This is a genomic window from Mycobacterium sp. E2733 (genome assembly GCF_001667585.1).
In the GTDB taxonomy this organism is placed as follows: Bacteria; Actinomycetota; Actinomycetes; order Mycobacteriales; family Mycobacteriaceae; genus Mycobacterium.
Genome location: NZ_LZJZ01000024.1, coordinates 20,224 through 46,547, shown reverse-complemented (window position 1 = coordinate 46,547; position 26,324 = coordinate 20,224). Strand labels below are relative to the sequence as shown.

25 protein-coding genes and 1 pseudogene are annotated in these 26,324 nt (G+C 67.6%); 13 read left to right on the top strand and 13 right to left on the bottom strand.

The genetic code is table 11. The annotated features are described in order from the left end of the window. Window positions 1–10 precede the first annotated feature (10 nt). On the bottom strand, window positions 11–1,171 hold the full coding sequence (locus tag A5678_RS05555; RefSeq protein ID WP_068039649.1) for a site-2 protease family protein: 1,161 nt from the start codon (window positions 1,169–1,171) through the stop codon (window positions 11–13). A 132-nt stretch (window positions 1,172–1,303) separates the two neighbouring features. Continuing rightward, window positions 1,304–3,409 (bottom strand): adenosylcobalamin-dependent ribonucleoside-diphosphate reductase, encoded by a 2,106-nt coding sequence (locus A5678_RS05550; protein WP_197502041.1) that lies wholly within the window; start codon window positions 3,407–3,409, stop codon window positions 1,304–1,306. Between the two features lie 133 nt (window positions 3,410–3,542). Here A5678_RS05550 and A5678_RS05545 point away from each other — a divergent pair, with 133 nt between their 5' ends. Together A5678_RS05545 and A5678_RS05540 are read left to right on the top strand one after the other, a co-directional pair. Next, a complete protein-coding gene (locus A5678_RS05545; protein WP_068039646.1) occupies window positions 3,543–3,974 on the top strand; it encodes an Hsp20/alpha crystallin family protein in 432 nt (143 codons plus the stop codon). Window positions 3,975–4,168: 194 nt separating this feature from the next. Further along, entirely contained in the window at window positions 4,169–4,384 is a 216-nt protein-coding gene (locus A5678_RS05540) for a hypothetical protein (protein ID WP_197502043.1), read from the top strand. Between the two features lie 27 nt (window positions 4,385–4,411). Here the strand turns inward: A5678_RS05540 and A5678_RS05535 are convergent, their stop codons facing one another. Beyond that, window positions 4,412–5,809 (bottom strand): wax ester/triacylglycerol synthase family O-acyltransferase, encoded by a 1,398-nt coding sequence (locus A5678_RS05535; protein ID WP_068039640.1) that lies wholly within the window; start codon window positions 5,807–5,809, stop codon window positions 4,412–4,414. Between the two features lie 15 nt (window positions 5,810–5,824). Beyond that, the gene (locus A5678_RS05530) at window positions 5,825–7,078 is read right to left on the bottom strand and encodes a S9 family peptidase (RefSeq protein WP_068039638.1); all 1,254 of its coding nucleotides are present in this window, start codon (window positions 7,076–7,078) and stop codon (window positions 5,825–5,827) included. A 214-nt stretch (window positions 7,079–7,292) separates the two neighbouring features. Here A5678_RS05530 and A5678_RS05525 point away from each other — a divergent pair, with 214 nt between their 5' ends. Next, window positions 7,293–7,562: a hypothetical protein gene (locus tag A5678_RS05525; RefSeq protein WP_067205764.1), complete on the top strand. Its 270-nt coding sequence runs from the start codon at window positions 7,293–7,295 to the stop codon at window positions 7,560–7,562. 14 nt (window positions 7,563–7,576) lie between these two features. Here A5678_RS05525 and A5678_RS05520 read toward each other — a convergent pair whose 3' ends face one another. Both A5678_RS05520 and A5678_RS05515 read right to left on the bottom strand, forming a co-directional pair. Further along, window positions 7,577–10,378: an AMP-binding protein gene (locus A5678_RS05520; protein WP_068039635.1), complete on the bottom strand. Its 2,802-nt coding sequence runs from the start codon at window positions 10,376–10,378 to the stop codon at window positions 7,577–7,579. Window positions 10,379–10,490: 112 nt separating this feature from the next. Further along, window positions 10,491–11,474, bottom strand: coding sequence for a GNAT family N-acetyltransferase (locus tag A5678_RS05515; protein WP_068039632.1), 984 nt, complete (start codon window positions 11,472–11,474; stop codon window positions 10,491–10,493). 329 nt (window positions 11,475–11,803) lie between these two features. Between A5678_RS05515 and A5678_RS05510 the strand changes: the two genes are divergently transcribed. From A5678_RS05510 to A5678_RS05500, 3 genes are all read left to right on the top strand, one after another. Next, the gene (locus A5678_RS05510; protein ID WP_068039629.1) at window positions 11,804–12,067 is read left to right on the top strand and encodes a hypothetical protein; all 264 of its coding nucleotides are present in this window, start codon (window positions 11,804–11,806) and stop codon (window positions 12,065–12,067) included. A 148-nt stretch (window positions 12,068–12,215) separates the two neighbouring features. Beyond that, complete coding sequence (locus A5678_RS05505; protein ID WP_068039626.1) at window positions 12,216–14,057, top strand: long-chain fatty acid--CoA ligase; 1,842 nt, start codon at window positions 12,216–12,218, stop codon at window positions 14,055–14,057. 121 nt (window positions 14,058–14,178) lie between these two features. Continuing rightward, window positions 14,179–15,303 (top strand): Vms1/Ankzf1 family peptidyl-tRNA hydrolase, encoded by a 1,125-nt coding sequence (locus tag A5678_RS05500; RefSeq protein ID WP_068039623.1) that lies wholly within the window; start codon window positions 14,179–14,181, stop codon window positions 15,301–15,303. 96 nt (window positions 15,304–15,399) lie between these two features. Here A5678_RS05500 and A5678_RS05495 read toward each other — a convergent pair whose 3' ends face one another. Continuing rightward, window positions 15,400–16,197: an HPF/RaiA family ribosome-associated protein gene (locus A5678_RS05495; RefSeq protein ID WP_068039620.1), complete on the bottom strand. Its 798-nt coding sequence runs from the start codon at window positions 16,195–16,197 to the stop codon at window positions 15,400–15,402. Between the two features lie 29 nt (window positions 16,198–16,226). Beyond that, a complete protein-coding gene (locus tag A5678_RS05490) occupies window positions 16,227–16,508 on the bottom strand; it encodes a DUF1876 domain-containing protein (protein ID WP_068039775.1) in 282 nt (93 codons plus the stop codon). Window positions 16,509–16,725: 217 nt separating this feature from the next. Here A5678_RS05490 and A5678_RS05485 point away from each other — a divergent pair, with 217 nt between their 5' ends. Continuing rightward, window positions 16,726–17,373, top strand: coding sequence for a TetR/AcrR family transcriptional regulator (locus A5678_RS05485; protein ID WP_068039617.1), 648 nt, complete (start codon window positions 16,726–16,728; stop codon window positions 17,371–17,373). On the opposite strand, the gene A5678_RS05480 is transcribed toward A5678_RS05485, so the two are convergent. The 5 genes and pseudogenes from A5678_RS05480 to A5678_RS05460 form a co-directional block, all read right to left on the bottom strand. Continuing rightward, a complete protein-coding gene (locus A5678_RS05480) occupies window positions 17,364–18,590 on the bottom strand; it encodes a lyase family protein (protein WP_068039614.1) in 1,227 nt (408 codons plus the stop codon). The two genes, A5678_RS05485 and A5678_RS05480, sit on opposite strands and share 10 nt — an antisense overlap. Continuing rightward, a complete protein-coding gene (gene pcaG / locus A5678_RS05475) occupies window positions 18,587–19,159 on the bottom strand; it encodes a protocatechuate 3,4-dioxygenase subunit alpha (protein WP_068039611.1) in 573 nt (190 codons plus the stop codon). The genes A5678_RS05480 and pcaG overlap by 4 nt, the downstream gene beginning before the upstream one ends. Beyond that, a pseudogene (gene pcaH, locus A5678_RS05470) lies at window positions 19,152–19,929 on the bottom strand (protocatechuate 3,4-dioxygenase subunit beta). The gene pcaG and the pseudogene pcaH overlap by 8 nt, the downstream one beginning before the upstream one ends. Before the next feature lie 38 nt (window positions 19,930–19,967). Beyond that, window positions 19,968–20,453 (bottom strand): hemerythrin domain-containing protein, encoded by a 486-nt coding sequence (locus A5678_RS05465; protein ID WP_068039605.1) that lies wholly within the window; start codon window positions 20,451–20,453, stop codon window positions 19,968–19,970. After that, entirely contained in the window at window positions 20,450–21,421 is a 972-nt protein-coding gene (locus A5678_RS05460; RefSeq protein WP_068039603.1) for a Rieske 2Fe-2S domain-containing protein, read from the bottom strand. The genes A5678_RS05465 and A5678_RS05460 overlap by 4 nt, the downstream gene beginning before the upstream one ends. 355 nt (window positions 21,422–21,776) lie before the next feature. Between A5678_RS05460 and A5678_RS05455 the strand changes: the two genes are divergently transcribed. From A5678_RS05455 to A5678_RS05430, 6 genes are all read left to right on the top strand, one after another. Then, window positions 21,777–23,084, top strand: coding sequence for an aromatic ring-hydroxylating dioxygenase subunit alpha (locus A5678_RS05455; RefSeq protein WP_068039774.1), 1,308 nt, complete (start codon window positions 21,777–21,779; stop codon window positions 23,082–23,084). After that, on the top strand, window positions 23,081–23,608 hold the full coding sequence (locus tag A5678_RS05450; RefSeq protein WP_068039601.1) for a 3-phenylpropionate/cinnamic acid dioxygenase subunit beta: 528 nt from the start codon (window positions 23,081–23,083) through the stop codon (window positions 23,606–23,608). The genes A5678_RS05455 and A5678_RS05450 overlap by 4 nt, the downstream gene beginning before the upstream one ends. Then, window positions 23,605–23,883: a dihydrodiol dehydrogenase gene (locus A5678_RS05445; protein WP_068039597.1), complete on the top strand. Its 279-nt coding sequence runs from the start codon at window positions 23,605–23,607 to the stop codon at window positions 23,881–23,883. Before A5678_RS05450 ends, A5678_RS05445 begins: the two co-directional genes overlap by 4 nt. Next, window positions 23,867–24,661: a 3-(cis-5,6-dihydroxycyclohexa-1,3-dien-1-yl)propanoate dehydrogenase gene (hcaB, locus tag A5678_RS05440; protein ID WP_068039593.1), complete on the top strand. Its 795-nt coding sequence runs from the start codon at window positions 23,867–23,869 to the stop codon at window positions 24,659–24,661. The genes A5678_RS05445 and hcaB overlap by 17 nt, the downstream gene beginning before the upstream one ends. Then, the gene (locus A5678_RS05435) at window positions 24,658–25,380 is read left to right on the top strand and encodes a class II aldolase/adducin family protein (protein WP_068039591.1); all 723 of its coding nucleotides are present in this window, start codon (window positions 24,658–24,660) and stop codon (window positions 25,378–25,380) included. Before hcaB ends, A5678_RS05435 begins: the two co-directional genes overlap by 4 nt. Before the next feature lie 154 nt (window positions 25,381–25,534). Continuing rightward, the gene (locus A5678_RS05430) at window positions 25,535–26,311 is read left to right on the top strand and encodes a polysaccharide deacetylase family protein (RefSeq protein ID WP_068039773.1); all 777 of its coding nucleotides are present in this window, start codon (window positions 25,535–25,537) and stop codon (window positions 26,309–26,311) included. Window positions 26,312–26,324: the final 13 nt, after the last annotated feature.

Below are 26,324 nucleotides of genomic sequence, written 5' to 3'. Positions count from 1 at the left end.
GTGACATGGCCTAAATGCTCTGCGCCGAAGTCGGTTTCGCGTCTTCCGGGTGGGCGAGCCGATAAACCTCGATGAGCCGCGCCACGTCGGTGGGCGTCACGATGCCGACCACCTCACCGCCGTCGAACACCAGGGCACGGCTGCGGGGACCGGCCGGTGCCATCCGCTCCAGCAGGGCGGTCAGCGGCTCCTGCGGCGCGCCGGACGGCACCTCGTGCAGCGGTTGGGCGACCTCCGCCACGGTGCTGGTGGCCCGCTGGGCGGGCGCGACCTCACGTAACCGCCGCAACGTGATCAGACCGGTGATCGACCCGCTCCGGTCGACGACCGGATACGCCGAGTGCCGGTCACCGAGCACATAGCGCTGGACGAAATCGTCGACGGTGATCCAACCGGGAGCGGTATGCGGCCGGGCGGTCATCGCGTCGGCGACGCGTACGCCGGAAAACATCTGCTGGGTCGATATCCGGGTCTCCTCTTCGCGACTGGCGGCGAAGATGAACCAACCGATGAACGCCAGCCAGACACCGCCGACCAAGCCGCCCAACAAGAATTCGGCCAAGCCCAATGCAATCAGGATGAATGCGACCACCCGTCCGGCGTGAGCCGCGCCGATGCTGGCCCGCACGCTGTCCCCGTGGCGGCGCCACAGGATGGCCCGCAGCACCCGACCACCGTCCAAGGGTGCGCCCGGCAACAGGTTGAACAACCCCAGCAGCAGGTTGATGACGGCCAACCAGGAAGCGACGCCGACCGCGATGGGAGCGGCGCGCACAGTCTGCAGGGCCGCGACCAGCCCGCCGAACGCGGCCGCCAGCGCGAGGCTGGTTGCGGGGCCGGCAATGGCGATCCGGAATGCCGCCTTGGGTGTCTTCGCCTCGCCGCCAAGGGTGGTCACGCCGCCGAACAGCCAGAGCGTCACGCTCCCCACCGACACCCCGGCGCGGCGGGCGACGACGGCATGTGCGAGCTCGTGCGCCACCAGCGAGGCCAACAGCACCAGCGCGCCGCACGCTCCGGCCAACCAGTAGGCGCCGTGCGAATATCCCTTGGCGGTTCCCGGCAGGGTGCTTGCCAGGCTCCAGGTGAACAACCACAGGATGACCAGCACGCTCCAGTGGACCTTCACCGGAAATCCGGCGATCCGCCCGATTGGGATCGCATCGCGCACCGCAAACCTCCAGAACCGTTGAGGCGAGACGGTACGGCTGCCGCCTCTTGCTCGAAAGTAGGGCGCCGCCGTGGCCGTCGCTAGGGCCGTAGGACCCCGCGCGGGCGGCCAATCGACCCGCTTGGGGCACGGTCAGAATTCGCACCGGCGTCCCAGGCAACCGCCGCTGAACGTGGCATCGGCGGCAAGCAGGGCCTGGTTGGAGCCGACGTATGTGAGCACCTGGCCGGCCCGGGTGCCGTAGCGGTAGACGGTGATGCCTTTCACCCTCGCCTTCCACGCGGCCAGATAGATCGCGCGGACATCGTCGACCGTCGATTCCGCCGGCAGATTGACGGTCTTGGACACCGCGGCGTCAACATGCCGCTGCACCGCGGCCTGCATCCGCAGGTGCCAATCCGGGGTGATCTCCGCTGCGGTGGGGAACGCCGCGCGAACCTCCGCCGGTACGTGTCGAGCCTCGCGCACGCCGCCGCGCCGGGCGATCTCGGCGATCAGGTCGGGATGGTAGAAACCCCGGTCGCGGGCGAGCCGGTCGAAACACGAGTTGACTTCGAGCAGGCGTCGCCCGATAACGGCACGCACGTAGGCGATCGCGAACATCGGCTCGATCCCCGCGCTGGTCCCGGCGATCAACGAGATGGTGCCGGTCGGCGCGATCGAAGTGAGCTGGGCGTTGCGCCGTGGCACCGATCCCGTAAACCGGCTGTCCGGGAAGGCCGGAAACGGTCCGCGCTCTTCCGCCAGTCGCTCCGAGGCGGCGTGTGCAGCCCGGTTGACGGTCCGGGCGATCCGGCCGGCCAGGCGAACCCCGCGCTCGCTGTCATACGGAATGCCCAGGCCCGCCAGCATCTCCGCCAGGCCCATGACGCCCAGCCCGATCTTGCGGGTGGCTTTGGTGGCTGCTTCGACTTCGGGGAAGGGAAAGCGCGTGACGTCGATGACGTCGTCCAGGAAGCGCACGGCCAGTTCCGTCACCGCTGTGAGCCGATCCCAATCGACGCCGCCGCCAGTGACCATCCGGGCAAGGTTGATCGAACCCAGGTTGCACGATTCGTAAGGCAGCAAAGGGACTTCCCCACACGGATTGGTGGCCTCGATCCGGCCGAGCGCCGGCGTCGGATTGGCGCGGTTGATCGTGTCGAGGAACACCAGTCCGGGGTCGCCGCATTGGTGTGCGGCCTCGCAGATCGCGGTGAACAGATCGGCCGCGGGCACGGTCGCGACCGTCGTGCCCGTCCTCGGGTTGACCAGCCGATGGCTGCCGCCGCGCCCGACGGCGCGCAGGAACCGATCCGTTACGCCCACCGACAGATTGAACTGGTTGAGCTCGCTCGGCGCGCCGGACTTGGCGGTGACGAAGTCGTAGATGTCGGGGTGCGATACGTCGAGCACCGCCATCGACGCGCCGCGCCTGCGACCACCCATCGAGATCACCGCGGCGGCGTGATCGAACAGCCGAAGGAACGACAGGGGCCCGCTGGCCGTCCCGCCGGTGCGGGCCACCGAATCGCCGGCGGGTCGTAGGTGGGTGAACGCGTAGCCGGTTCCCCCGCCGGCCTGGTGTATGTCCGCGCTCTGCGCGAGCGCGGTGAAGATTGAGTGCAACGAATCAGCAACTGGCAGAACGAAACACGCGGAAAGCAGCCCCAGTTCGGTGCCGGCGTTCATCAGCGTCGGCGAGTTGGGGAGAAACTCGAGGCCACGCAGCAGCGCCGAAAACCGTTGAGCCCACACCGCCGAGGACCCGGGCCGGAATTGCTCTTCGGCCCCCGCGACATGGTTCGCGACGCGGTCCATCATTTCGCCGGTCGATTCAATGGGCCTGCCGCGCTCGTCCCGCAGCAGATAGCGCTCGCCGAGCACCGTTACGGCGGCCACGCTCAATTTGAGTTCGTCGCGCACACCGATCAGCTCTTTGGTCGCACGCAATTCGGCATGGTGCCCGCGGTAGACGGCGTAAGCGCGGGCAACGCCGTCCAGGCCGGCCGCCGCCAGCTGCGCCTCGACCACATCTTGGATCTCCTCGACCCCCGGAATTCCCCGCCGGGCCTGACTCGCCAGCGCATCGGCCACGGACTTGGCCAGCCGGCCGGGTAACTCCGGCTCGCAGTGTCCGACCTCACGGGCGGCCCGAGCGATCGCCGTCTCGATGCGGCCCACATCGAAAGGCACCAGGCGTCCGTCCCGGCGCCTGATGCTCGACGGCCACCGCGCGGATCGCGCTTTCCCGACCATCGTTCGAGTATCCCCGTCACACCCAAAAGTCGTCGTCCAAAACGAGATAAGGACTTCCGCCCCTACCGCGGCATCGGCTCGCGTGGTCGGATCGAAGACGTCCATTTCAAGTAAATGACACCTGGAGAAGACAATGACGACCAGCCTGCCCGCGACGCAGAAGCCGCACATGCTGTTCCCCGAATTCGCGGATTTCTTCTCGGCGTTCCCGTCGTTCGCCGGAATCCGCCCGATGTTCGACACCCGCCTCATGCGTCTGGAAGACGAGATGGTCGACGGCCGCTACGAGCTGCGCGCCGAGATTCCCGGCATCGACCCGGCCAAGGACGTCGATATCACCGTCCGCGACGGTCAGCTCACCATCAAGGCCGAGCGCAGCGAGAAGAAGGAGTTCGACGGCCGGTCGGAGTTCTCCTACGGCTCGTTTGTCCGCACCGTGTCACTGCCGTCGAATGCCAACGAAGACGAGATCAAGGCCACCTATGACAAGGGCATCCTGACGGTCTCCGTGCCGGTCTCACAGCCCGCATCCGAGGAAAAGCACGTAAAAGTGGCGGCGAAATAGCCGGCTGAAGCCGGGGCCCGGGCGCTGTCGCCCGGCCACCGTCGCCGCTGTGCGCGCCGGCTCGGTGATGACTTTGGACCCTATCCGCAATCTGCGCGTGACGAAATAATGGCGACGTCTGACGTAACTTGGCTGGTGCGGTTGCGGCTGAACGAAGGAGCATGGCGGCTATGGGCGGTATTCCAACGTTGTCGTTGACCGACTCTGACGTGGACGCCCTGGCTTCGGAATTCCTGCAATCGCGATATCTGGGCCCGATCTATGCCGACTGGTCTCCCGATCGCCGCCTCGACACGTTCCTGCGGCGCCGCGGCCTGTCGCGCGTTGCCGACGACGGCGACCTGTCCAACACCGTCTTGGAACGCATCATGGCCCACGTGGGCCGGGCCTCGCAGCGGGCGCGAGGCTGACGCCTCGGCGCCTCGCGGCGCCGGGACTCAACTGGCAATGCCTACTGCCGCTTCGAGCTCGGCCAGGCACTCCTCGGTCGACGGTATGAATGTCTCGATATCGGGCACCACGTCGCGGCCGGCCGCATAGCCGAACCCGATCCGGTCGGCGTACGCGCACGTCGTGATGTTGAGTGCGTGACCGTCGTAAACCGTCGACACCGGATACATCTCCTCGATTCGGGCGCCGTTCCAATACATTTCGCCCACCGGGCCGCGGACGTGCGAAATGGGCAGGTTGTATCCGGTACGGATTTTCGGCGTGAACGGCAGCAGCGGGCCGATTGCCGTCGCGGCGATGCTGCCGGCATTCGTCAGCAGTGACGCCGCCGCTCCCCGTTTGGCCACCCAGTGCTTTCCCTCCGACATGGACCGATGGATCGCATTCAGCCTGGCTAACGGGTCCTCCAGATCGGTGGCCAGCGGACACATCCACAGTCCGAACCTGTTGCCGTGCTGGTCATTTCGCGTCTCGTGCTCGGGGTCGCGCACCGTGATGGGGCACGCGGCCACCAGCGGGAGGTTGGGCAGTTCTCCGCGGTCGCTCAGCCAGCGCCGCACAACGCCGGCCGCCACCGCGGTGAGCACGTCGTTGCCAGTAACTCCGGCCGCCTGCCGCACGGCTTGGATGCGATCTTTCGCACAGCTGCTCGCGGCAACGGCGCGCTCGGGGCCCACCCGGCCGTTGAACCGGGTGTATGGGGCCCCCAGGGGCAGCACCGTGGTGTGCCCGACCAGGGCATCGAGCACCGTTGCGACCTCGCCGGTGGCCACCCGCCCGATCAGACCCACACTCGACGCCGCCGCACCGGTCAGCGACCGCAGGGGCGCGACCAGTCGAGACACCAACCCGGCCGAAGCCGGCGGCGAGGGCTCAGGACGGCAATCGGCGTAAAACGGCGGCATCGACCGGCGGGCGGGATCACTGCTGAGCGCGTCGGTGATCATCTGAAACCCGGCCACCCCGTCGGTCACGCTGTGATGCACCTTGATGTAGAAGGCAAAGCGGCCCCCGTCCAGGCCGTCGATCAGATACGACGTCCACATCGGCCGGCTCCAGTCGAGGCGCAGGGCGTCCAGCTCGCCGATCAGCCGCCAGAACCCGTCGCCGGACACCGTGCGACGTTCGCAATGTCGGCTGACATCAACGGGATCCATGTGCCGCCAGACCCACATGCCACCGGTCTCCACACCGCGATGCGGATACCTGCGCAGCCTCGGGTCGATCGGGTCGTTCCGGCCGAGCGTCGTCCGATGCAGCTCGTCGACGTAATGGGGCCCGGCGTCGTCGGGTGGCGACAGGATCAGCACGGCGCCGACGTGCATCGGGTTGGAAACCCACTCCGCGGTCATCATCGCCGCGTCCAGCGGATCCAACGGATTCATCCTCCACCTCCGCTACTAAGCGGGGCGGTCGCGCCTGGGCACCGCCCCGTCCAGAAGACCTGACTGCTGCAACGCCGCCTCGAGGAACCGCTGTACGGGTCGCGCGCGGAAGAAGCCGGTATGTCCGCCGCGGTACCAGACGATTTCGGGCTTCCCCCAGTGTTCCCAGAGGCGGACCACCTGCTCGCGCGGATGCACCACCTGATCGGCGACGCCGGCGTAGATGAAGCGACCCGGCATCGGCACGAGCGGAGGGAGCGACAGGGGCGACGTCATCCGCCCGATGGGCTCGGCGGCTTCGAACGTCTGACGGCGCGGGTCGTCGGGGCCGAGCCCGGAGTGCCGACTCAGCAGCCCGACCAGGTCTGCGACCGGGACACCCAGAATCGCACAGGTGAGCCCGGTTTCGAGGCTGGCGACCAACGCGGTGATGTAGCCGCCCAGCGACAGACCGTTCAACCCGATCTGCGATTCCGGCTCTTCCCGGCGTATCCAGGACAAGAGCCGACGGATGTCCCACACCGCCTGCGCAGTCGCGTGCACATCGTCGAGGATGTCCTCTCCCGGAAACACCGCGCCCTTCGGCAGGCCCCGGGAGCGGGGGCCGTGCATCGGTAGGACCGGCATGACGACGTTCAACCCGAGATCTTCGTGTAACCGCCAGGCCCGGAACAAGGCGAGATCCAGGGCGGCCCGGCCCATTTCGGTTCCGTGCACGCACACCAGCCACGGGCGTGGTTGCGGATGGCGCAGCAACAGGGCGTACTCGCGATCGTTGGCGGTGTAGCCCGTCCAGCGCTGCGCGCCGGGTTCACCCGGCCGGGGCAGGTATCCGCTGTCGAAGAAGATGCGATAGTAGGACCGCCGGCCCGCTTGGACCTTTCGCACCACGACGTCCGAAAGTGGCGGCGGAGTGCCGAAGAATCTTTTTGGATTGGTCAGCCATCCCCGCTTACCGTAGAACTTCAGTCCCGCCGTCACCTCGCTCGTGATGCGTTCGAACTCCTCGGGGCGGCTGACCGGGCGCCGTGCCTTCAGGCCCAACAGGACGACTTCGTCGCGGAACGCCTGGGCGGCCAGGGCGAGCGTGGGTCGCGCGATCGGAAGCTCGTCGGGCGCTTGGCCGAGATATTCGCGCCACGACTCGGCGAGGTATCGACCGGTGCTCGTGAACGGTTTGACGGCACTGCCCAGGCCGACACCCGCGGGTGGGCTCAATGGCAAAGCGCCTGGGCGTCGAGAGGCGCCGTTGTTGGTGGGTACCGCCATGGTGGCAAATTAGCAGGCGCCGAAATCGGCGGGTTAGGGACTTACGGCCCGGTCGGGGCCGCGAAAGTCCTTGGCCGGCAAGCCGAGGGCAGGCGGCCGGTCTGGGCCATATGACCGGGGGCGAAGGGCCTTTTGTCACTCGCGCCGACGTCCGGCCAGTCGTAACCTCGGAGCGGTCACAAGCATCTCGGGAACCCTTGTTAGGAGTGAGATCATGACCGAGGCACCGCACAAGACCGAGCCGCGTTGGGCCGAGCTCTCCGACGACGTGCTGGAATCGGTCGAATCGGGCCGCAAGCACGCCATCGAGGCCGTCCGCAAGTTCGTCGACCAGATCAGTCCCGTGCTCCCCGAGCAGTCGCGACGCAAGACCGTCGTCGACGCCGCCCTGGACCTGGCCGACGACCTGGTCACCGCCCGCATCGAATTCTTCCGCAACGTGGTGCGCAGCGCCGGCCAGGCGGTGAGCAAGCACGACGAATAGATCGCTGCCGCAGCCTATTCGACGTCCGACTCCCCCGATAACACCAGGACGGAGTGCCGCACCGCGTGCTGCAATTCGACTGCGGCGGTCCAGCTGTCGCCCGAGGGCCTGATCGGCTCACCCACCGTGATATCGATCGATCCGTGTCGGGGGAAATGATGCTCCGGCCGCAGTATGGTCCGGGTCCCGCGAATCCCCAACGGGGTGATGGCCACGCCGGTTCGGGCGGCCACCACGAAGGCGCCCATGTGGAAAGGCCGCAACCCGGGGGCGCGGGCCAGTCGGCCTTCCGGAAAGATGACGAGCGACTGGCCGGCACGCACCAGATCGGCCAGCCGGTCGGTGTCCGCCACGCCGTGTTCACGTTCGTGGCGTTCCACGAACTGGTGGCCCAGCCGCCTGAGCACGAATCCGTTGATGCCCTGATGTTCAAGGACTTCGGCGGCGACGAAGTGAAACTGCTGCGGCATTTCCGACGCCAGCGCCAGCGGGTCGATCCAGCTGGGGTGGTTGGCCACCGCGATCGACGCGCCTGCGGGGAAAAGGTCGAGGCCGTGCACGGTGATCGCCGTCCCCGTGAGGCGAGCCAGCAACCGGACCGCGGCGCGGGCCACGCGCCACCGCCAATCCGCCCGCGGGAGTAGCAGCAGCAAGGCGGCAACCGACAGCCCGAGGATGGTGTACACGGCCCACGCGTAGCCGGCGAAGGCCACGTCGCCCGCCGCACGACGAGCACGGCGCATTGAAGGCAGCGCGCCGCGAATGCGAAGCCGTGCCAGTTCCCACCACAACGCCCGTGGTCGTGCACCGATCTTGCCGGCCTGGTAGAGGGCCCGGCTGGCGGCCCGCCTGATCTTGCCGCTGGACGTCTTCAGGACGGTGCGAGGTGGCGCCAGCACCACATCGTCGGGCGCCACCCCGAGCAAATCGACTGTAGTGGCCGCGATTTCGGAGCGTAGGGCGGCGCGCGCATCGTCTCGGATCGCTCGGGCCTCGGCCATGACCACGAGTCGCTCGGGGCCACCGGAGGGATCGGGCGAAGCGAACACCGCCACACAGCCCTTGCGGACACCCTGGATGTTGCCAACCGCCTCTTCCAGTTCCGCGGGGTGCAGGTTGCGCCCGGCCCGGATGATCAAGTCTTTGATACGGCCGGTGACGTACAGCTCGGCCTCAACCGTGTACCCGAGATCGCCCGTGTCGAGCCAGGCGTCGTGAAACAGAGCGCGCGTCGCCGCCGGGTTGTTGAAATAGCCCGCGGTCGCCGAGGGACCGCGGAACTCGACGCGGCCCTCATGGCGGTCACCCAGCTCGTTGCCGGCCGCGTCGACGATGCGGATTTCGTGACCGGGCAGGGGTTGGCCGCAGGCGACGAATCGAAGGTCCCGCTCTCCGGGCTTGGCAGGCTCGGCCTGCCCCGACCTTACGAAGGTGTCTCGGCGAATTCGGTCGATGACCGGTCCGCGGTTCAACGGGGGGAACGCCAGCCCCACCGACGACTCGGCCAGCCCATAAACCGGCGTCATCGCCTCCCGGCGAAAACCATACGGAGCGAAGCGATCACCGAAACGTTCGATGGTCGCGGCGCTCACCGGTTCGGCGCCGTTATAGGCCAGCCGCCAGCAACTGAGGTCGAGCCCCTCGATCTCCTCGTCGCGAATTTTCGACAGGCAGAGTTCATAGGCGAAGTTCGGGCCGGCCGACATGGTGGCACGGTTGGCATGGATCGCCCACAGCCATCGCGATGGGCGGATGAGGAACGCCTGCGGGCTCATCACCACCAGCGGGACACCGAAGTACATGCAGCCCAACCATGCGCCGATCAACCCCATGTCGTGATACAGCGGCAGCCAACTGACGAACGTGTCCGACCCGGTCGCCCCCGCGGCCCGACCCATCGCCCGGATGTTGGCGAGCAGGTTGCGATGCGTCAGGGCGACCCCTTTGGGCTGCCCGGTGCTGCCCGAGGTGTACTGCACCAGCGCCAGATCCTCGGTCCGCGGCCGGGGAAGGGACGGTGGCGCGTGTTCGCCTGCGCGCGTGAGTGATTCGGGAACGACGACATGGCGCAGGCTCTCGACGTTGGAGCGCAGCAGGTGGCCCAGGGCGACGGCCTCCGGCACCGTGACGAGCATCGTGGCGCGCGCATTGGCGAGGATGCCGGCGGTGCGGCGCAGATGATCCGCCAGCTGGGACGGTCGCGCGGGTGGGTAGACGGGGACAGGCACCGCGCCGGCGAGGATGACGCCTGCGAAGGTCACGAAATACGCACGGCAGGTCGGCAGCATGATGGCGACAGCGTCACCCGCCACGACGTCGTGCGCGATCAGTCCGGCGGCCACCGCGGCCGCCTCGTGGTGCAGGTCCGCATAGCTCATGTCGGCGCTGTTCCGGGGGTCACCAGCGTCGTCGAGAATGCGGATGTGGGTGCGGCCCGGGGTCGCACCGACATGCCAGTTGAGGGCGTCGTTGAGGGTCAGCGCCGACTCGGGCGCCGGAGCTGGCGACACGGTGGCCGGAAGTGAAACGACGCCACGGTCCTCCCGCATGGCGGGGTGACCCCGACCCAGGGCGGGGTTGAGCGCGGCCACCAAATCGCGCGGTGTCTCCGCCCTCGCCAAGGTGTGGGGCGGGAGCGCCACCCCGAATTCGTCCTGCACGCGTAGCAACAATTCCGCCAGTTCGAGGCTCCCGATGCCCAGGTTGTCGAAGGAGCTGTCAAGCGTCACCGAGGGCGGCACCGCCTGCGAGTGAACCTCTTCGACGAGGCCGCGCACCAGCGCCAGGACGGGAGGAGCGCAGTCTTGGTTTGCCATCGGTCGGCGCGACTCCTTCGACTAGCAAGCAGAACCCATGTTGTGGGCGAATCCAACTTTCCGGTAAGGGCGCAAAGCCATCAGATGGCGGGGCATTTGTCACTAGCAGCCGCTAGTCGAACGCCTGGATCACCTGCCGGGCCACCTGCCGGATCTGCTCGAGCACAGCGCGGTCGAGGGGCAAGTCACGAAAGCGCGGTATCTCCCCCATCGCGGCGACCACGCCCGGCTCCTCGCGCGCCCAACGCGCGTCCACCTTGTCACCCAGCGCACGCGCGGGCGGATTCTCCGCCAGCACCCGGCCATGGAATCGCTTGATGCCGTCGAGGCGCGCCGCGACAGCCAGCGCGCCGAGCAGGAGCGTACCGATCCCACGGCCCTGGTAGCCGTCCGCCACGGTGAGCGCGACCTCTGCCGAGACGGGGTCGTCTTGGTCCCGGACGAAGCGGGCATCGGCGACCACCGGCCCTGCCACGCCGTCGGTGACTACCCAGACGAAGTGGTCGACGTAGTCGACCTCGAACAGATAGGTCAGGCGCGCATCGGTCGGGGTGCCACCTTGGTATCGCCGGTACAGAGTCTCCCTCGAGAAGGAACCGCTGCTCTTGAACCGCTCCGCGTCGCCGGGCAGGACGGGGCGCAGCAAGAGCGCCGCGCCGTCGCTGCACGACACCGGAATGGGGGCGATGTACGCGGCCAACCGCTGCCGCGCGGTACGCAGCATCCGGTCGGCGACGACCGGCAGGGCCAGCATGCGGTCGAAGGCCGCGCTGTATCCGGTGTAGCCGCGCACGTCGTCCAGCGCGGTCACCGTCGCCGTTCTGGTCGCGTGCCGCAGCAACGCGATCTCGCCGATGATCGTCGCGGACGACAGCTCGGTGGCCGTGACCCGGTCCTTCGGGCCGACGTGCCTCACCGCGACTCGACCGGACGCAATGATCGCGAACGACTCCGCCCGTTCCCCCTGCCGCATCAGGACCTCTCCAGCGGCGGCGTGCAGGGGCTCGAGCAGGGCGGCCAACTCCGTAAGGTCCTCCGCCGCAATGTCGGCGAACACGGGCAGCGCCGCCAACTCCTCGGCGCGGACAACGCTCACGCCTTCCCACCCGTCGGCCGGAGGTTTCGGCCCGAATCACGCCCGGATTGCGAATCCATTGCTAAATCGGTCATCTCGCCAATTTCGTAATCCGGCGCCCGCGAAACGAGTAACGTAGCGATGCACCCTCTCGGGATGCACGGTACGCGACGACCACCGCCATCACCGGAGAAGTAAGTAGGTGACCGTAGTGACAAAAGACCCTGTCGGACTAGGACTTCGGCAGGCCGGAAGCAAGACAAAAGCCTTTCGGTAGTCGTGCTCTTCGCCTCTACGGCCGGACTTTCGGGGCTGGTCGGATGGATCGTTAAGGCTAGCGGGGAGGGACCATGAATACAGCGAAGTGGCGGCAGCATTGGCCCCAGCGCAGGTCGACAGCCACGATCTATCAGCTGACCGATCGCCTCCATGAGGGACATGTTGCCCGAGTTCCCGCCCATCAGATACCCGCGACCGTGTCCGCCTGGTTGGCGGAGCTCGGCGCCCACAGCCCGTTGGTCGACGACCTGGAGCGCGCGGTCGAAGGCGGCGATTGGTCCGCGGCACACGCTCTCGGTGAGTGCCTCTCCATCGAAATAGCCCTGGCCGACTGACGGTCGCCACGGACACCGACGCTCCGGGGACGTTTGCCGACCCCTACATGACTTTCGTCTCTATCAGGTAGCCACCACGCTCGGCAGGATCGAACGGTATACCGGTTCGCCCACGTCATCCCCCTTTCGAGAGCAATGGAATCGCGTCATGAAAGCACCACTGGCCTCAATGGAGAGGCCCGATCTCCGCAAGATCGAGAACCGCGCGCCGTCGGTGGCACAGATGTTCGTCAACCGCGTCGCCGCCACACCGCACGCGGAGGCCTTCCGCTACCCGCAAGACCACACCTGGGCGAGCGTGACCTGGCAGCAAGTCGGCGAACGCGTCAACAACCTCGCCGCGGGTCTGATCTCGCTGGGCATCGCGCCTGAGGATCGGGTCGCGCTCGCCTCGGCGACGCGCTACGAGTGGGTGCTCGTCGATTTCGCGATCATGTGTGCCGGCGCCGCCACCACCACCGTGTATCCGACGACGAACGCCGCCGATGTCGCCTACATCGTCGCCAATTCCGGGAGCCGGGTGGTGGTCGCCGAAGACCAGGCCCAGCTCGACAAGCTGGTCGAGCACCGGGCCGAACTACCCGACGTGAGCAAGGTCGTCGTCATCGACGGCAACGGCGACGGCGACTGGGTGATCTCCCTCGCCGACCTGGATCTGTTGGGCAAGCAACTGCTCGCGGACACACCCGACGCCGTCAACGAGCGGGTCGCAGCCGTCGGCCCGGAACACCTGGCCAGCCTCATCTACACCTCCGGCACCACCGGGCGGCCCAAGGGCGTGCGACTGACGCACGGCGCGTGGACGTACACGGCCGCGGCCATCGATTCGCTGGACATCCTCGGACCCAACGACCTGAACTTCCTCTGGCTGCCGCTGGCGCACGCGTTCGGCAAGGTGATGCTGGCGTTGCCTCTGCAGATCGGCTTTCCCACCGCCATCGACGGCCGTGTCGAGCGGATCGTCGACAACCTGGCCGCCCTGCGGCCCACCCTCATGGGCGCGGCACCACGCATCTTCGAAAAGGCGCACGCCCGCGTCCAAGACATGGTGGCCGAACAGGGCAGGCTCACGAAAATGATGTTCGACTGGGCGATCAGGGTCGGCGTCAAGGTGTCGGAAGCCCGACAGACGGGCAAGAAGCCGTCCCTTCCAACATCGCTGGCCTACAAGGTGGCCGACCGGCTCGTGTTCACCAACATCCGCGAGCGGTTCGGCGGGCGTCTGCGTTTCTTCGTCTCCGCCGCCGCCGCGCTGGACCGCGACGTCGCCCAGTGGTTCGACGCCGTGGGCATCATCGTGCTCGAGGGCTATGGCCTGACCGAGACCGCGGCGGCATCATTTATCAACCGCCCCAGCGCTTATCGGCTCGGGACGGTCGGCTGGCCGTTCCCCGCCACCGATGTGAAGATCGCCGACGACGGCGAGGTCTTGCTCAAAGGTCCCGGGCTGATGACCTCCTACCACGACCTGCCGGACGCCACCGCCGAGGCGCTCGACGAGGACGGGTGGTTCCACACCGGCGACATCGGAGAGGTCGACCACGACGGATTCCTGCGGATCACCGACCGCAAGAAGGACATGTTCAAGACCTCCCAGGGCAAATACGTGGCCCCGTCGGCGATCGATGCGCGGTTCAAAGGCTCCTGCCCGTACGTGAGCGAGCTCGTGGTCTACGGCGAGGGCAAGCCGTACTGTGTCGCCCTGGTCGGCCTCGACAGCGAGGCGATCACCGACTGGGCCGGCAAGAATGGTCTGGCGGGCAAGTCCTTCGCCGAGATTGCCCATGACGACAAGACACAGCAGCTGATCGCCGGATACATCGACGCCCTCAACACCGAACTGAATCGATGGGAACAGATCAAGAAGTTCACCATCGCCGACCGCGAATTGACCGTCGATTCGGGCGATCTGACCCCGAGCATGAAACTGCGCCGGAAGGTGGTCATCGACAAATTCGCCGACCGCCTCGACGCCCTCTACGAGCATTGACGACCGGGCCTTCGCCCGGGACCTAAGACCCGCGGCTGGGGGCTAACGACTCTCGTGTAGCCGGGCCCACCGTTCATACGGTGGGCGGATATTGGCAAAGGCAACAGTGGAGAGTGATGGCATGCAATCGGATCGCCTCAGGTGGCTGGTAAAAGCGAAAGGCCCATTCGCCTCGGTATATTTCGACGACTCGCACGAGACCCTGGACGCCGCCGAGCAGCTCGAAGCGAAGTGGCACGGTATCCGTCAGCAGTTGCACGAAATGGGCGCTGACGGGGAGATCGTCGGCATGGTCGAGGATGCCGTGCTGCATCATCGACCGGCCGTCGGACGGCGCGGCCGAGCGGTGCTCGCTACCGCCGAACATGTACTGATCAACGAGCACCTGATCAACCCGCCGCCCGCCACGGTGATTCGGGTGTCGGATTATCCCTACCTCGTGCCGTTGATCGACTCGGAAATGCGGCGTCCCACCTACGTGTTCGCCGCGATCGATCGCGCCGGGGCGGACATCAGCCTGTATCGAGGCGGTTCCGTCAGCTCCGAAAGCGTTGAGGGCGGCGGCTATCCGGTGCACAAGCCGACGACGGCCGGCTGGAACGGCTACGGCGACTTCCAGCACACGACCGAGGAAGCCATCCGAATGAACTGCCGTGCGGTCGCCGACGAGCTCGCGCGCCTGGTGGACGACGCGGATCCCGAAGTGGTGTTCTTGTGCGGCGAAGTCCGTTCGCTCGCCGATCTGGTTGCCGAATTGCCCGAGCGGGTCGCCGAACGGGTGTCGCAGTTGCACGCCGGGACCCGCAAAAGCCATTGCGACGACCAGGAGATGAGCGAGCTGACGGGCCAGGAGTTCGCCCGGCGTCGTGCCATCGAGATGTCCGCCCTGGCCCAACGATTCGAAGCGGAGATCGGCCGCGGATCCGGGCGCGCGACCGAAGGCCTCTCCGAAGTCTGCAGGGCGCTTCGCGACGGCAACGTCGACACGCTGATCGTCGGCGAGCTCGGCGATGCCACCGTGGTCACCGGTAGGGCACTAACCACGATCGCGGCCGACGCCGACGCGCTGTCCGAACTCGGCGAACCGGTGTCACGCGTGGCACGGGCCGACGAGGCCTTGCCGTTCAACGCAATCGCGGTGGGCGCGTCGTTGGTTCGGGCCGGTCAGCTGATGGCACCGGCCGAGGGCGTGGGCGCGCTGCTGCGGTACGTCGCCGGCGACCAGGCTCGCCGTCGCGGCGCGTAGCGCGCACCGCTTGCGCTGCGAGGAAAGAAGTTTGGAGCGGCGGTCCCGGACGGGGGGATTGCCGGGACCGCCGCGGCTTCAGTTGGTCTGTTGCGTTCAGCTCGCCGGTGTGATCAGCCCGTAGTGTCCGTCGTAGCGGTGATACAACACGCTCCCGCGGTCCCGGGCAGTGTCGACGAAGAACAGGAACGGCAGGCCCAGCAGCCCGATCCGCTCGATGGCCTGCTGGACGTTCAGCCGCGGCGCCGGCTGCGGACTGATGGTCAGCGGTAACTGGAACGGCGCCAGCTCGTCGGCAGATGCCGGATTGATTTGGGCCAGGCGGTATTCGGTCGGGCCTTCGCGGTATAGCACGCTGTCCTGCCGCGTGCCCTCCTCTGTGAAGAGGTGGAAGTCGTAGTCCAGCTGCTCCATCTCGAATGCGGCCTCTTCGACCGTGCAGGTGGGAAGGCTGTACGACTTGTGCCGCATGATCCGGCGTTCGCTTTCCGGTCGCGGGAAGTACTTCGGCCGGTGGTTCGGTTCGGTTTCGTGCCGCCATTCATGCGGACGGGGCACGCCGCCTCGCTTGGCTTCCCAGTGCTCGGCCGCGCGCTCCAGTTGGCGACGCAGTCGCGCCTCGAGTCGATCGATGGCTTCCCGCGCGGTGACGCCTTCGACCTGTGCGCGCACCGGCCGGCCGTTGACGTCCAGGGTTGCTTGCGCGATCACCCGGCGAGCCACCGCGGGGTCGCCGTGCTCGGCAAGCCTGACGTGGGCGTGCAGCACCGGTTCGTGGGCAAGGTGGCCGAGATCGCCGATCTTCGTGCGCGCGTACTCCTCGGCGTCGGGCAGTTGGCCGCGCGTCGTTATCTGGACGTCGAAGGCGGCCGGTAAATCAGGTCGTTGTCTCATGGTGGCTTTCGTGGTTCGTCACTGATCGCTCAGTGATGCAGGCCTGTGACGGGTTCGTGGGTACTGGTTTGGATATCGACGGATGTCGCAGCGAACAGCTGATTCGCCAGGTCGGACAGCGCCCGGGCGATCGCGAGCTCGTCGCCGATCGCGGCCACGGGCGGGTCGGCCGGGTCGAGTCGCGCCAGGCCGACGCCGACCAGGGTCTTGCCCGCCCAGGACAGCCGCGCCTTCGCTCGGGTCTTTTCGTCGCGCTCTTCGACCAGCACGTCGATGCGGCATGTCTTGGTGCCGTCGTCGTTCTTTGTCATCCCCAGATGCGACCACTCCGCGCCAGGGCCCGAGTAGGGGCGGAAGTCCCGAATCGTGAGGTCGTTCGTCGGCCGCGCGGCGAAGCGGGTCGACGCGTTGAAACGGCCAGCAAATGTGTTGACGCGCACGAAAATAATGTCGAACTTAATCGACATTGTTGCTGGGCTTAATCGGCAGTTTCGTTCGCGTATATCGGCGTGCCCAACAGTAGCGGGCGTGTCCGACGTCCCGACACAGACCAAGTACCTGCATGCCTCGCGGGGCCGCCGGTCGTCTCCGCACTCGGGTGACGACCGCGAACAGGCGATACTGGCCACGGCCGAGCGCCTGCTGCAGGAACGGCCGCTCGCCGACTTTTCCGTGGACGACCTAGCAAAGGGCGCCGGGATTTCGCGTCCCACCTTCTACTTCTATTTCCGATCGAAGAACGCGGTGCTCCTCTCGCTGCTCGATCAGATGAACGCCAAGGCGCATGCGGCCCTCAGGTCGCTCGGCGGCATATCGACCGACGACCCCGCGGAGCTGTGGCGGGCGCGTATCGAGGCGTTCTTCGAGGTGTCGGGCTCTCACCCGGCGGTCGCCGTGGCGGGCGCCTCGGCGAAGGCGACCAACCCCGAGGTGCGGCAGCTGTGGTCCACGCTGATGCAGAGGTGGATCTTGCTGACCACGGCGGCCATCAAGGCGGAGCGCGGGCGGGGCGCCGCCCCCGACAGCATCCCGGCGGAGCAGCTGTCGGTGGCCCTGAACATGTTGAGTGAGCGGGTGATGGCCGCGACGTTCACCGCCGAGGACGAGGCGATGCCCGAGGACCGGGCGATCGACACGTTGCTGCACATCTGGCTGGCCAGCATTTATCAGCGCTGACCGAGCGCCCGCCGGGCGCGGTCCAGGCTCTCGTCGATCAGCCGGTCCACGGCGCCGAAGTAGCTCGGCGACGCCGGCTTTCCCGCCAAGTCGGCGATCGCCGTCTGCTCCCCCAGAACGTCTGCCGCACGGAGATTTTCGGACATCCGGTCGGCATGCACCACCAGCCCCGCCAACAGCTCGGCGCATTGGGATCCGGCGACGACGGTGCGCCGGGCCAAGGTGCGCAGGGTGTCCCACTCGGCGTGCCAGGCGCCGTCGGGCCGCTCGTCATTGGCCAGCGCCGCGGCGGTGTGCAGGGTCGCCGCCAGCTGCGGCGCGGAAAGGGCCGCCCGGCGGATGAGGATGGACAGCACCGGGTTTCGTTTGTGCGGCATCGATGACGAACCCCCGCGATTCCGGCCGGCCGGCTCGGTCAGTTCGTCGATCTCCGGGCGGGCCAGGGTGACGATGTCCGAGGCGATGCGGCCCCAGGAGTCGGTGCAGCCGACGAGCGCGTCGGCTGCGGTGGTGACCGGTGTCCGCGTCGTGTGCCAGGGCGATCGGACAGCCAAGCCCAAAGCCGTTGCCGCGCTTTGCACCAGCCCGACGCACACCTCGACGGGGTCGGCGGCGTCGGTGAGCAGCGCCGCCAGCTCCGTGCCGGCGGCCAGCGTCCCGGCGGCCCCGCCGATCTGGATGGGCCAGGCCACCGCGGTCAGCCCGTCGAAGGCGTCGACGACGCCGTTCAGCCAGCCGGCCGCCTTCGCCCCGAACGTGGTGGGCGCGGCGTGCTGGGTGAGGGTGCGCGCCACCATGGGCGTCGACCGGTGCCGCGTGGCGAGCTCGGTCAGCGTCGAGATCTGTGCCGCAAGCCGCGCCGTCAGGTCCCCGACGACGTCACGCACGCCGAGCATCAGGCCGGTGTCCAGGACGTCCTGGCTGGTGAGTCCGCGGTGGATCCACGGCGCGACGGCCGGCGCCGCGCGCTGCCGCAGCAGGGCCACGAGCCCGATGACCGGGTTGCCGCCGTCCTCGGCGGCGGCTGCCAGGGATTCACAATCGTTGGGGGTCAACAGCATTGGCAGGTCTGCCCCGGCGCACTCGGTTGGGGCAAGGCCTTCGGCGACGAGGGCGTCCAGCCAGGCGCCTTCCATCACGACCATCGATTCCAGCAGCGCCCGATCCGTCATGTGCTCCCCGGCGCGGTGATCTCCAGGCCACAGCAGGTTGGTCATCGCCCACCGTCCCGGTAAGTCAGGAACACGGTCTCGCGCGGTCCCTGCAGGTGAATGTCGAAACGGTAAGCTCGGCAATCGTTTTCGGGTACACACAGCAGGGTGCCGCGGCGCTCGGCATCGAGGATCACCAGCAGCGGGTCGGCGGCCAGGTCGCCGTCGGGCAGGTAGGCGCGGGTGAACAGACGGTCCAGCAGGCCCCGCGCGAACACGGTGAGGGCGAAGAACGGCGGCCGTCCGGCGCTCGCCGGCCCGGGCGCCACGGTGGTGAATCCGTACCGGCCGGCGGCGTCGGTCGCCGACCGGCCCCAGCCCGTGAACGTCGCGCCATCTCCGTGGTGGCGGCGCAGCGAGCCGGCCTGCCGCGGGATGCGGCCGGTACCGTCCGGTTGCCACAACTCGACCAGGGCGTCCGGTACTCCGTCGCCGGCGCCGTCGTAGACCGTGCCGTGTAGCCGCACGGCATCCGGATGGCCGTCGTCGACCAGGGCGCTGTCCCGGGGATAGGGCAACCCGAGGTCCAGGAATGGCCCGACCGTTTGCCCTGGGGTGCAAGCGTATTCAGTCATCGGCATCCTCGATCGCGGTTTGGGCGCCACCGGTCAGGACGATGTCCCATCGATACCCGGTCGCGTACTCCGGCTCGGTGAGGTCGTGGTCGTAGCGGGCGATCAGCCGTCGACGCGCGGCGGGGTCGAGGACCGACTGAAAGATCGGGTCCAGGCTGAACAACGGGTCGCCGGGAAAGTACATCTGGGTGACCAGACGCTGCGGGAAAGCCGTCCCGAAGAGGGAGAAGTGGATGTGCGCCGGGCGCCACGCGTTGCGGTGGTTGCGCCACGGGTACGGGCCGGGCTTGATGGTCAGGAAGCGGTACGACCCGTCCGGTCCGGTCAGACACCGGCCGGCGCCGGTGAAGTTGGGGTCCAGCGGAGCCGGGTGCTGGTCACGCTGGTGGCGATAGCGGCCACCGGCGTTGGCTTGCCAGATCTCGATCAGCTGACCCGCCACCGGTTTGCCCGAGCCGTCGAGCACCCGCCCGGCGACGATGACGCGTTCGCCAAGGGGCTGGCCCGGATGGCCGGCCGTCAGGTCAGCCTCGAGGGGGCCGACGTCCTGGTGGCCGAAGCACGGCGCCCACCGTTCGACCCCCTCGGGATCGACCGGCACCAGAGGTTGTTCGGGGTGGCGCAGGATGGTGCTGCGGTAGGGCGGGTAGTCGAGCCGGGGCTGCGCTTCGCTCCCCCGGTATTCGGCTGCGATGCTGGCGATCTCGGCCGTGATGTCACCCTGAGACGCGAGACACTCGGGGTTCATGAGCCGTGACGCTACTCTCGATGGCCCCGCACACCGCGCAAATCGGCGGCGCGGCCGGAGTTACAGCGAACGGACCAGCGCGGCGCGGCCCTTGGTGCGCATTTTGTAGAGGGCCGACCCGCGGTACTGCTCCATTTTCGCGGCCATCTTGTTGCCCAGTTCCTCCAGCTCCGCGTCGGTGATCCGGACCTCGGGTGGAGCCGGGATCATGTCACGCTCCTCTTCGTCGGCGTGGGCCTCCAGCACCGTCTTGAAGGAGTTCCATTCGTCCTCGTAACCCGGCGCGCTCTGCGGGGTCCTGAGCAACACAGAAAGCTGGTCTACCACCTGGCGGTGCTCCGCGTGAGCGACGGCGATCAGCTTGGTGGCGTCTTTTAGGGCCGGGTAGTACAGGTCGTCCTCGATGCGGAAGTGAATGTCGAGTTCGATCAGCATATCGTCGAAAAGGGCATGCCGCTCTTCGCTATTCACCGGCGCCTCACTGACCTTGCGGCCGAGGCCCTTGATCACGATGTGGTGTTCTTTCAGCACCTCGTAGGCGTTCACTGCGCTTTCCCTCCTCCGATTCCCACCGCCGCACCGAGCCCGGGCTCGGGTTCGCCCCGAACTTCGACCACTCCGTCGACCACCCTCGCCTCGTAACACGGCAGCGGGGCCGCCGCCGGGCCACGCAGAACATCGCCCGACTCGGCCGCGAACCATGAACCGTGCCAAGGACATACGAGGCGGCCGCGGTCGATCCAGCCATCGGCCATGGGGGCGGCCAAGTGCGGGCACAACTCCCCGAACGCCGCGACCTCCCCGGGGTTGGTCTGGCACACCACCAACCCCACCCCGTCGACCTCGACACGCACCGGCTTCCCGTTCAGCGAGCTCGCCGGCAGCACGGGCGTCCACTCCGCTTTGCGCAGCCGTGCGCCCGACTGGTCGATGCCGATGCCGGACTCGAACACCAACGCGCCACCGAGGTAGCTGCCCGCGACGGTGATGCCGTAACCGAGCGCAGTGAGCGCGATGCCGCGCCCGTGGCGGCCCCGGCGGCGATCCCACCAGGACTGCGCGTACAGACCGGTGGCCACCAAATTCACCAGGCCGTGCACGGCGCCGACCCGGCGATCGGATTCATGGGTGTGCTGCCAATCGGTGACACCCGTGATGGCCGACCCAATGCTGGCCAGGATCCCCACCCCAAGCGCGCGGGACGCGAACTTCGACGCGTCACGGACTTCGGTGGCGGGCCGGCCCGGCAGTAGGCTCAACGCGTCCAACGCGACGGTGGTCCCCAGCGCGCCGCTCGTCAACGACGCCAGCGGCGGGTGAACCGGGTGGCCGAGCCACACTCCGTGCAGCGCGTTGGTGACGGTGTTGCGGGCGCCGCCCAGGCCGTTGAAGGCGAAGCTCAGCAAGTGTTCGAACCGATAGCTCGGCCGATCCAGCCAGTCTTGACGCCCGATGGCGGACACCACTCGCGATCCGAGTTTCTGCAATCGACCATCCAGTGATCGAGCAGCCATTGCACCAGCCTTCCTCAAATACGTCGCTAAACGACCATAACGCACGCAGAATCAAACTATTTACCCGTTGATTACCGCACGCTCACATGCGCAGCGGAACTGACGTGACCACCGTAGCCCGGGCTTCCGGCCACTTCGTTGTCAGAAACCTGTGAGTTACCACAAAGCCTTCTCGTAAACGCCTGACCGCGGATCGGGCCAGGTGAGCGGGGGCGCACACGGCCGATTGACCGCCGGCGGGTAGATGCGGGATTCTACTTAGCGGAATACATCTCTGCAGAGCAGACAATTGGAGGACGAGGGGGTCACCGTGACGGTCCATCGCGACGGCCTGTTCGCCAGTGTCCGCGACGGGATGATCCCCGCCCACATCTACAACGACAGTGAGTTGTTCGCGCTGGAGAAGGAGCGGCTGTTCTCGCGGGCGTGGATTTTCGTGGCCCACGAGTCCGAGATTCCACAGGACGGCGACTACGTCGTGCGCCGGGTTCTCGACGACTCCTTCATCATCAGTCGCGACGCGAATGGGCGTGCACGCGCCCTGTTCAATATGTGCCTGCACCGCGGCATGCAGGTATGCCGCGCGGAACTGGGAAACGCCTCCAACTTCCGCTGCCCCTACCACGGCTGGACCTACCGCAACGACGGCGCCCTGACCGGCCTGCCATTCCACCGGGAGGCCTACGGCGGCGAGGATGGGTTCGCCAAGAGCGCCCAAAGCCTGCTCTCCGCACCGCAATTCGCGAGCTACAACGGCCTGCTGTTCATCAACATGGACGCCGGCGCCGAACCGCTCGAAGATTACCTCGGCGACTTCAAGTTCTATCTGGACTTCTACACCAAACAGAGCGCCAACGGGCTGGAGGTGCGGGGGCCGCAGCGCTGGCGCATCAAGGCCAACTGGAAGATCGGCGCCGAGAACTTCGCCGGCGACATGTACCACACGCCGCACACCCACGCCTCGATCGTGGACATCGGCCTGTTCCGCGAGCCGAAAGCGCAGAAGCGCAAGGACGGCGCCACCTACTGGGCGCACCGGGGCGGCGGCACCACCTACAAGCTTCCGCCGGGAGGCTTCGACGAGCGGATGCGTTACGTCGGCTATCCCGACGACATGATCGGCCGGATGAGGGACGTGTGGACGCCGCGACAGCAGCGAATGGTCGGCGAGGACGGCTTCATGATCTCGGCGGCCACCTGCTTTCCGAACCTGAGCTTCGTGCACAACTGGCCGAAGGTGCAATCCGGTCGGGAGGACCGGAAAACAGAAGTCCTGCCCTTCATCTCGATCCGGCTGTGGCAGCCGATAAGCGAGAACGAAACCGAGGTCTGCTCGTGGTTCGCGGTGGACTCCGCCGCTCCCCCGCAGTACAAACAAGACTCGTACAAGGCCTATCTGATGTGTTTCGGTTCGACCGGCATGTTCGAGCAAGACGACGTGGAGAACTGGGTGTCGCTGACTACCACCGCCGGCGGTTCCATGGCGCGGCGGCTGCTGCTGAACAGCCGGATGGGCCTGCTGCCCGACGGCAGCCCGGTGGTCGAGCCGCTTACCGCCGAGGCGTTCCACGGGCCGGGCCGCGCGCAGGTCGGTTATAACGAGCACAATCAGCGCGCGATGCTGAACATGTGGGCCGATTACCTGCAGGGGGCCGGTGCATGAGAAAGGCATTGCCATCATTGCCGTTTCATGATGTTCGGCACCTGCAGGCCCATCAGTTCCTGGTGGACGAGGCCTACCTGCTGGATGCACAGCAGTACGAGGCGTGGCTTCAGACGCTGACCGATGACGTCCGCTACCTGATGCCCGTGCGGGTCACCACCGCGCGCGGGGCCGGGTTCGACGTCTCCCCGGGGATGGCGCATTTCGACGAGGACAAGTATTCGCTGACCCAGCGGGTTGCGCGGATGGCCACCGAGCACGCCTGGGCCGAGGATCCGCCGTCGCGGCTGCGTCACTTCGTCACCAACGTGCGCACCTTCGAGTGCGACGACCCCGCCCAGCTGCTGGTCGAGTCGGCCGAGCTGCTGTTCCGCAGCCGGGGCGACGTGAACGAAAGCGCCTTGCTGTCGTGCGGCCGCGAGGACTTGCTGCGCTGGTGCGATGATCGCTGGAAGCTGGCCCGCCGCAATATCATTGCCGACGAGTCGGTGCTGCGGATGCAAAACCTGGCGGTGTTCCTGTGAATGACGAACTGCAGCGGCTCCTGGACGGCGCGGTCGGCGAACCGCTCGTCGTCGCAAACGAATTCACCGAGGTGGTGGTGCGCCGGGTCGACACCCGAAACGGGTCGAGGCTGCTGATCGGCGCACCGCGATCCGGGAAATGGATCACCTTGGACGCCCTCGAGGTCGAGGCCCTGACTTGGCAGAACAGCCGCACCCTGGCGGCGATGGTGGGCAATTCCCACGCGCCGCTGCTGCCCGATGAAGCCGAGGAGGGCGATGACCGGCTGGCTTGAGGGCAAGCGCGCGCTGGTGGTCGGCGCCGGTTCGGGGATCGGTCGGGCCGTGGTGGACGCGTTCCGCACCGAGGGTGCGAAAGTCGCTGCGCTGGAACGCGATCACGAAAAATGTGCGACCCTGCGCCGGCAGTTGCCCGATGTTCCGGTCGCCGAGGGCGATGCCACCACCCGGGAAGCCAATGACCGAGCGGTCGCCGCTGCGGTGGACGCCTACGGCGGATTGGACACGCTGGTCAACTGCGTCGGAGTCTTCGACTTCTATCGGGGCATCGGCGACATCGACGCCGATGACCTTCCCGGCGCGTTCGACGAGATGTTTCGCACCAACGTGCTCAGCCACCTGCAGTCCGTCAAGGCGGCGCTCCCCCGGCTGCGGGAAGGGACCGAATCCTCGATCATCCTGACCGAGTCCGCGTCGTCGTACTACCCCGGGCGCGGCGGCGCGCTGTACGTGTCGTCGAAATTCGCCGTCCGCGGCCTGGTGGCCGCCCTGGCCCACGAGCTGGCGCCGCACATCCGGGTCAACGGGGTGGCACCGGGCGGCACGCTGGGCACCGACCTGCGCGGGCTTGCCAGCCTGGGGCTCGAGGGCGTCCGCCTGGACGACACCCCAGACCGGGCGCGGGAGCTGGCCGCGCGCACGCCGCTGAACGTCGCACTCTCCGCGGCAGACCACGCGTGGAGTTTCGCGTTCCTGGCCTCCGACCGCGCCCGCGGGATCACCGGCGAAACCGTCCGTCCCGACGGCGGATTCGGGCTGGGCGCACCGCGATGAACTCCCTCGACGAGCAACGTGCGCTGGTGGCGCAAGGCTGCCGGGTGGCCGCGGCCCGCGGCCTCGTCGACGGGATCCTCGGCCACCTGAGCCTGCGGGTCGACCACGAGCGCCTGCTCGTCCGCTGCCGCAGCGACACCGACACCGGGGTGGCGTTCACCCGGCCCAGCGACATCCGGCTCATCACCTTCGACGGCGGCGCCGGCGCCGACGGCGAACTCGACGGATACCGCGTGCCAAACGAACTGCCGATCCACGTCGAAACCATGCTGGCCGATCCACGGCACCGGGCCGTCGCGCATCTGCACCCGCCCGCCGTGGTCGCCGCCGACCTGGCCGGCATCGCGATCCGGCCGATCTACGGCGCCTACGACATTCCCGGCGCGTGGCTCGCCCGCGGCGGCGTGCCGGTCTACGAGCGCGCCGTGCTGATCCGCACCTCGGAACTGGGCAGGGACATGGTGGCGGCCATGCGTGGGCGGCCGGTGGTGATCTGCCGCGGACACGGCATCACCAGCGCCGCCGCCACCATCCCGGAGGCGGTGCTGCAGGCGATCAGCCTCGACGCGTTGGCCCGAATGTCGTTGCGGGTGCGCGGCGCCGGGGGCAACTTGCGGGATATCGACGACGCCGACTGGGCCGACCTGCCCGACCTGGGTCCGTCGTTCACCGCCGAGGCCGCCTGGCGTCACGAGGTGGCCCGGTTGTCGGCCGGCTGAGCTCGCGTCACAAGTTGGTATCGGCGCGCGAACATTCGCCCGGCCTGGCGGGTTCCCGGTAGCTGCGCACTTAGTCTGTCCAGCTAGCTGAGCAATTTTGTTTTGCGGCGCCCCGGGGTCGGCGCCGCCTTCGAGGAGTACTGACGTGGCCGATTTGGACCGGCGCCGGTTTCTGGTCGCGCTGGCCGCGACGGTGGCCGTCACCACCGGCGGGCCCGACGCGCCGCTGGCACGCGGGGATGTTCCCGGACCCGCGCCGTTGTCCCCCCCGCCGGACCCTCAATCGCGTGTCGCACTGCCCGGCGGCGCTGTGCTGAAACGGCTTCCGGGCAACGGCAATCTGCTGGCGTGGACGGTCGACGACGGCGCCAACACCGATGTGGTGCGGCTCTACACCCAATTCGCCAAGGACACCGGTGTGCGGCTGACCTATTTCGTCACCGGCGGCTATCACTCGTGGACCGACAATGCCGGCCTGCTTCGACCCATGGTGGAATCGGGGCAAATACAGCTGGGCAACCACACCTGGACGCATCCCGACTTGACCAGACTGTCGAAGGGCCAAGTCGCCGAGGAGATCTCCCGAACGCACGCGTTCCTGCGAAATACCTATGGCGTGGACGCCGCCCCCTACCTGCGGCCCCCATATGGGCATCACAATGCCGCGGTCGCTGCGGTGGCCGCCGATCTGGGCTATCAGGTGACCGCGTTGTGGTCCGGCGATTTACGGGACTCGGCGCTGGTTTCCGAAGACCAGATCGTCAGAATGGCCTACCAGTCGTTCGTTCCGCAGAACATCGTGATCGGCCATCTCAACCACCCACCGGTCACCCATGTGTACGGACAGCTCGTGGAAATCATCCGAGCGCGCAAGCTGCGCACCGTGACGCTGGACGACGTGTTCCTGCGCCCGGAGTTCCCGCACCGATGACGTCTGACGCGGC

Excerpts from the sequence above, each read along its gene's own strand:
- pcaG (WP_068039611.1), bottom strand. The coding sequence starts at position 19,159 with ATGACTGAATACGCTTGCACCCCAGGGCAAACGGTCGGGCCATTCCTG.
- A5678_RS05505 (WP_068039626.1), top strand. The coding sequence starts at position 12,216 with ATGAAAGCACCACTGGCCTCAATGGAGAGGCCCGATCTCCGCAAGATC.
- A5678_RS05550 (WP_197502041.1), bottom strand. The coding sequence starts at position 3,409 with ATGGTCGGGAAAGCGCGATCCGCGCGGTGGCCGTCGAGCATCAGGCGC.
- A5678_RS05535 (WP_068039640.1), bottom strand. The coding sequence starts at position 5,809 with ATGAATCCGTTGGATCCGCTGGACGCGGCGATGATGACCGCGGAGTGG.
- A5678_RS05490 (WP_068039775.1), bottom strand. The coding sequence starts at position 16,508 with ATGACAAAGAACGACGACGGCACCAAGACATGCCGCATCGACGTGCTG.
- A5678_RS05480 (WP_068039614.1), bottom strand. The coding sequence starts at position 18,590 with ATGACCAACCTGCTGTGGCCTGGAGATCACCGCGCCGGGGAGCACATG.
- A5678_RS05510 (WP_068039629.1), top strand. The coding sequence starts at position 11,804 with ATGAATACAGCGAAGTGGCGGCAGCATTGGCCCCAGCGCAGGTCGACA.
- A5678_RS05495 (WP_068039620.1), bottom strand. The coding sequence starts at position 16,197 with ATGAGACAACGACCTGATTTACCGGCCGCCTTCGACGTCCAGATAACG.
- A5678_RS05455 (WP_068039774.1), top strand. The coding sequence starts at position 21,777 with ATGATCCCCGCCCACATCTACAACGACAGTGAGTTGTTCGCGCTGGAG.
- A5678_RS05530 (WP_068039638.1), bottom strand. The coding sequence starts at position 7,078 with ATGGCGGTACCCACCAACAACGGCGCCTCTCGACGCCCAGGCGCTTTG.
- A5678_RS05545 (WP_068039646.1), top strand. The coding sequence starts at position 3,543 with ATGACGACCAGCCTGCCCGCGACGCAGAAGCCGCACATGCTGTTCCCC.
- A5678_RS05520 (WP_068039635.1), bottom strand. The coding sequence starts at position 10,378 with ATGGCAAACCAAGACTGCGCTCCTCCCGTCCTGGCGCTGGTGCGCGGC.
- A5678_RS05450 (WP_068039601.1), top strand. The coding sequence starts at position 23,081 with ATGAGAAAGGCATTGCCATCATTGCCGTTTCATGATGTTCGGCACCTG.
- A5678_RS05435 (WP_068039591.1), top strand. The coding sequence starts at position 24,658 with ATGAACTCCCTCGACGAGCAACGTGCGCTGGTGGCGCAAGGCTGCCGG.
- A5678_RS05460 (WP_068039603.1), bottom strand. The coding sequence starts at position 21,421 with ATGGCTGCTCGATCACTGGATGGTCGATTGCAGAAACTCGGATCGCGA.
- A5678_RS05500 (WP_068039623.1), top strand. The coding sequence starts at position 14,179 with ATGCAATCGGATCGCCTCAGGTGGCTGGTAAAAGCGAAAGGCCCATTC.
- hcaB (WP_068039593.1), top strand. The coding sequence starts at position 23,867 with ATGACCGGCTGGCTTGAGGGCAAGCGCGCGCTGGTGGTCGGCGCCGGT.
- A5678_RS05525 (WP_067205764.1), top strand. The coding sequence starts at position 7,293 with ATGACCGAGGCACCGCACAAGACCGAGCCGCGTTGGGCCGAGCTCTCC.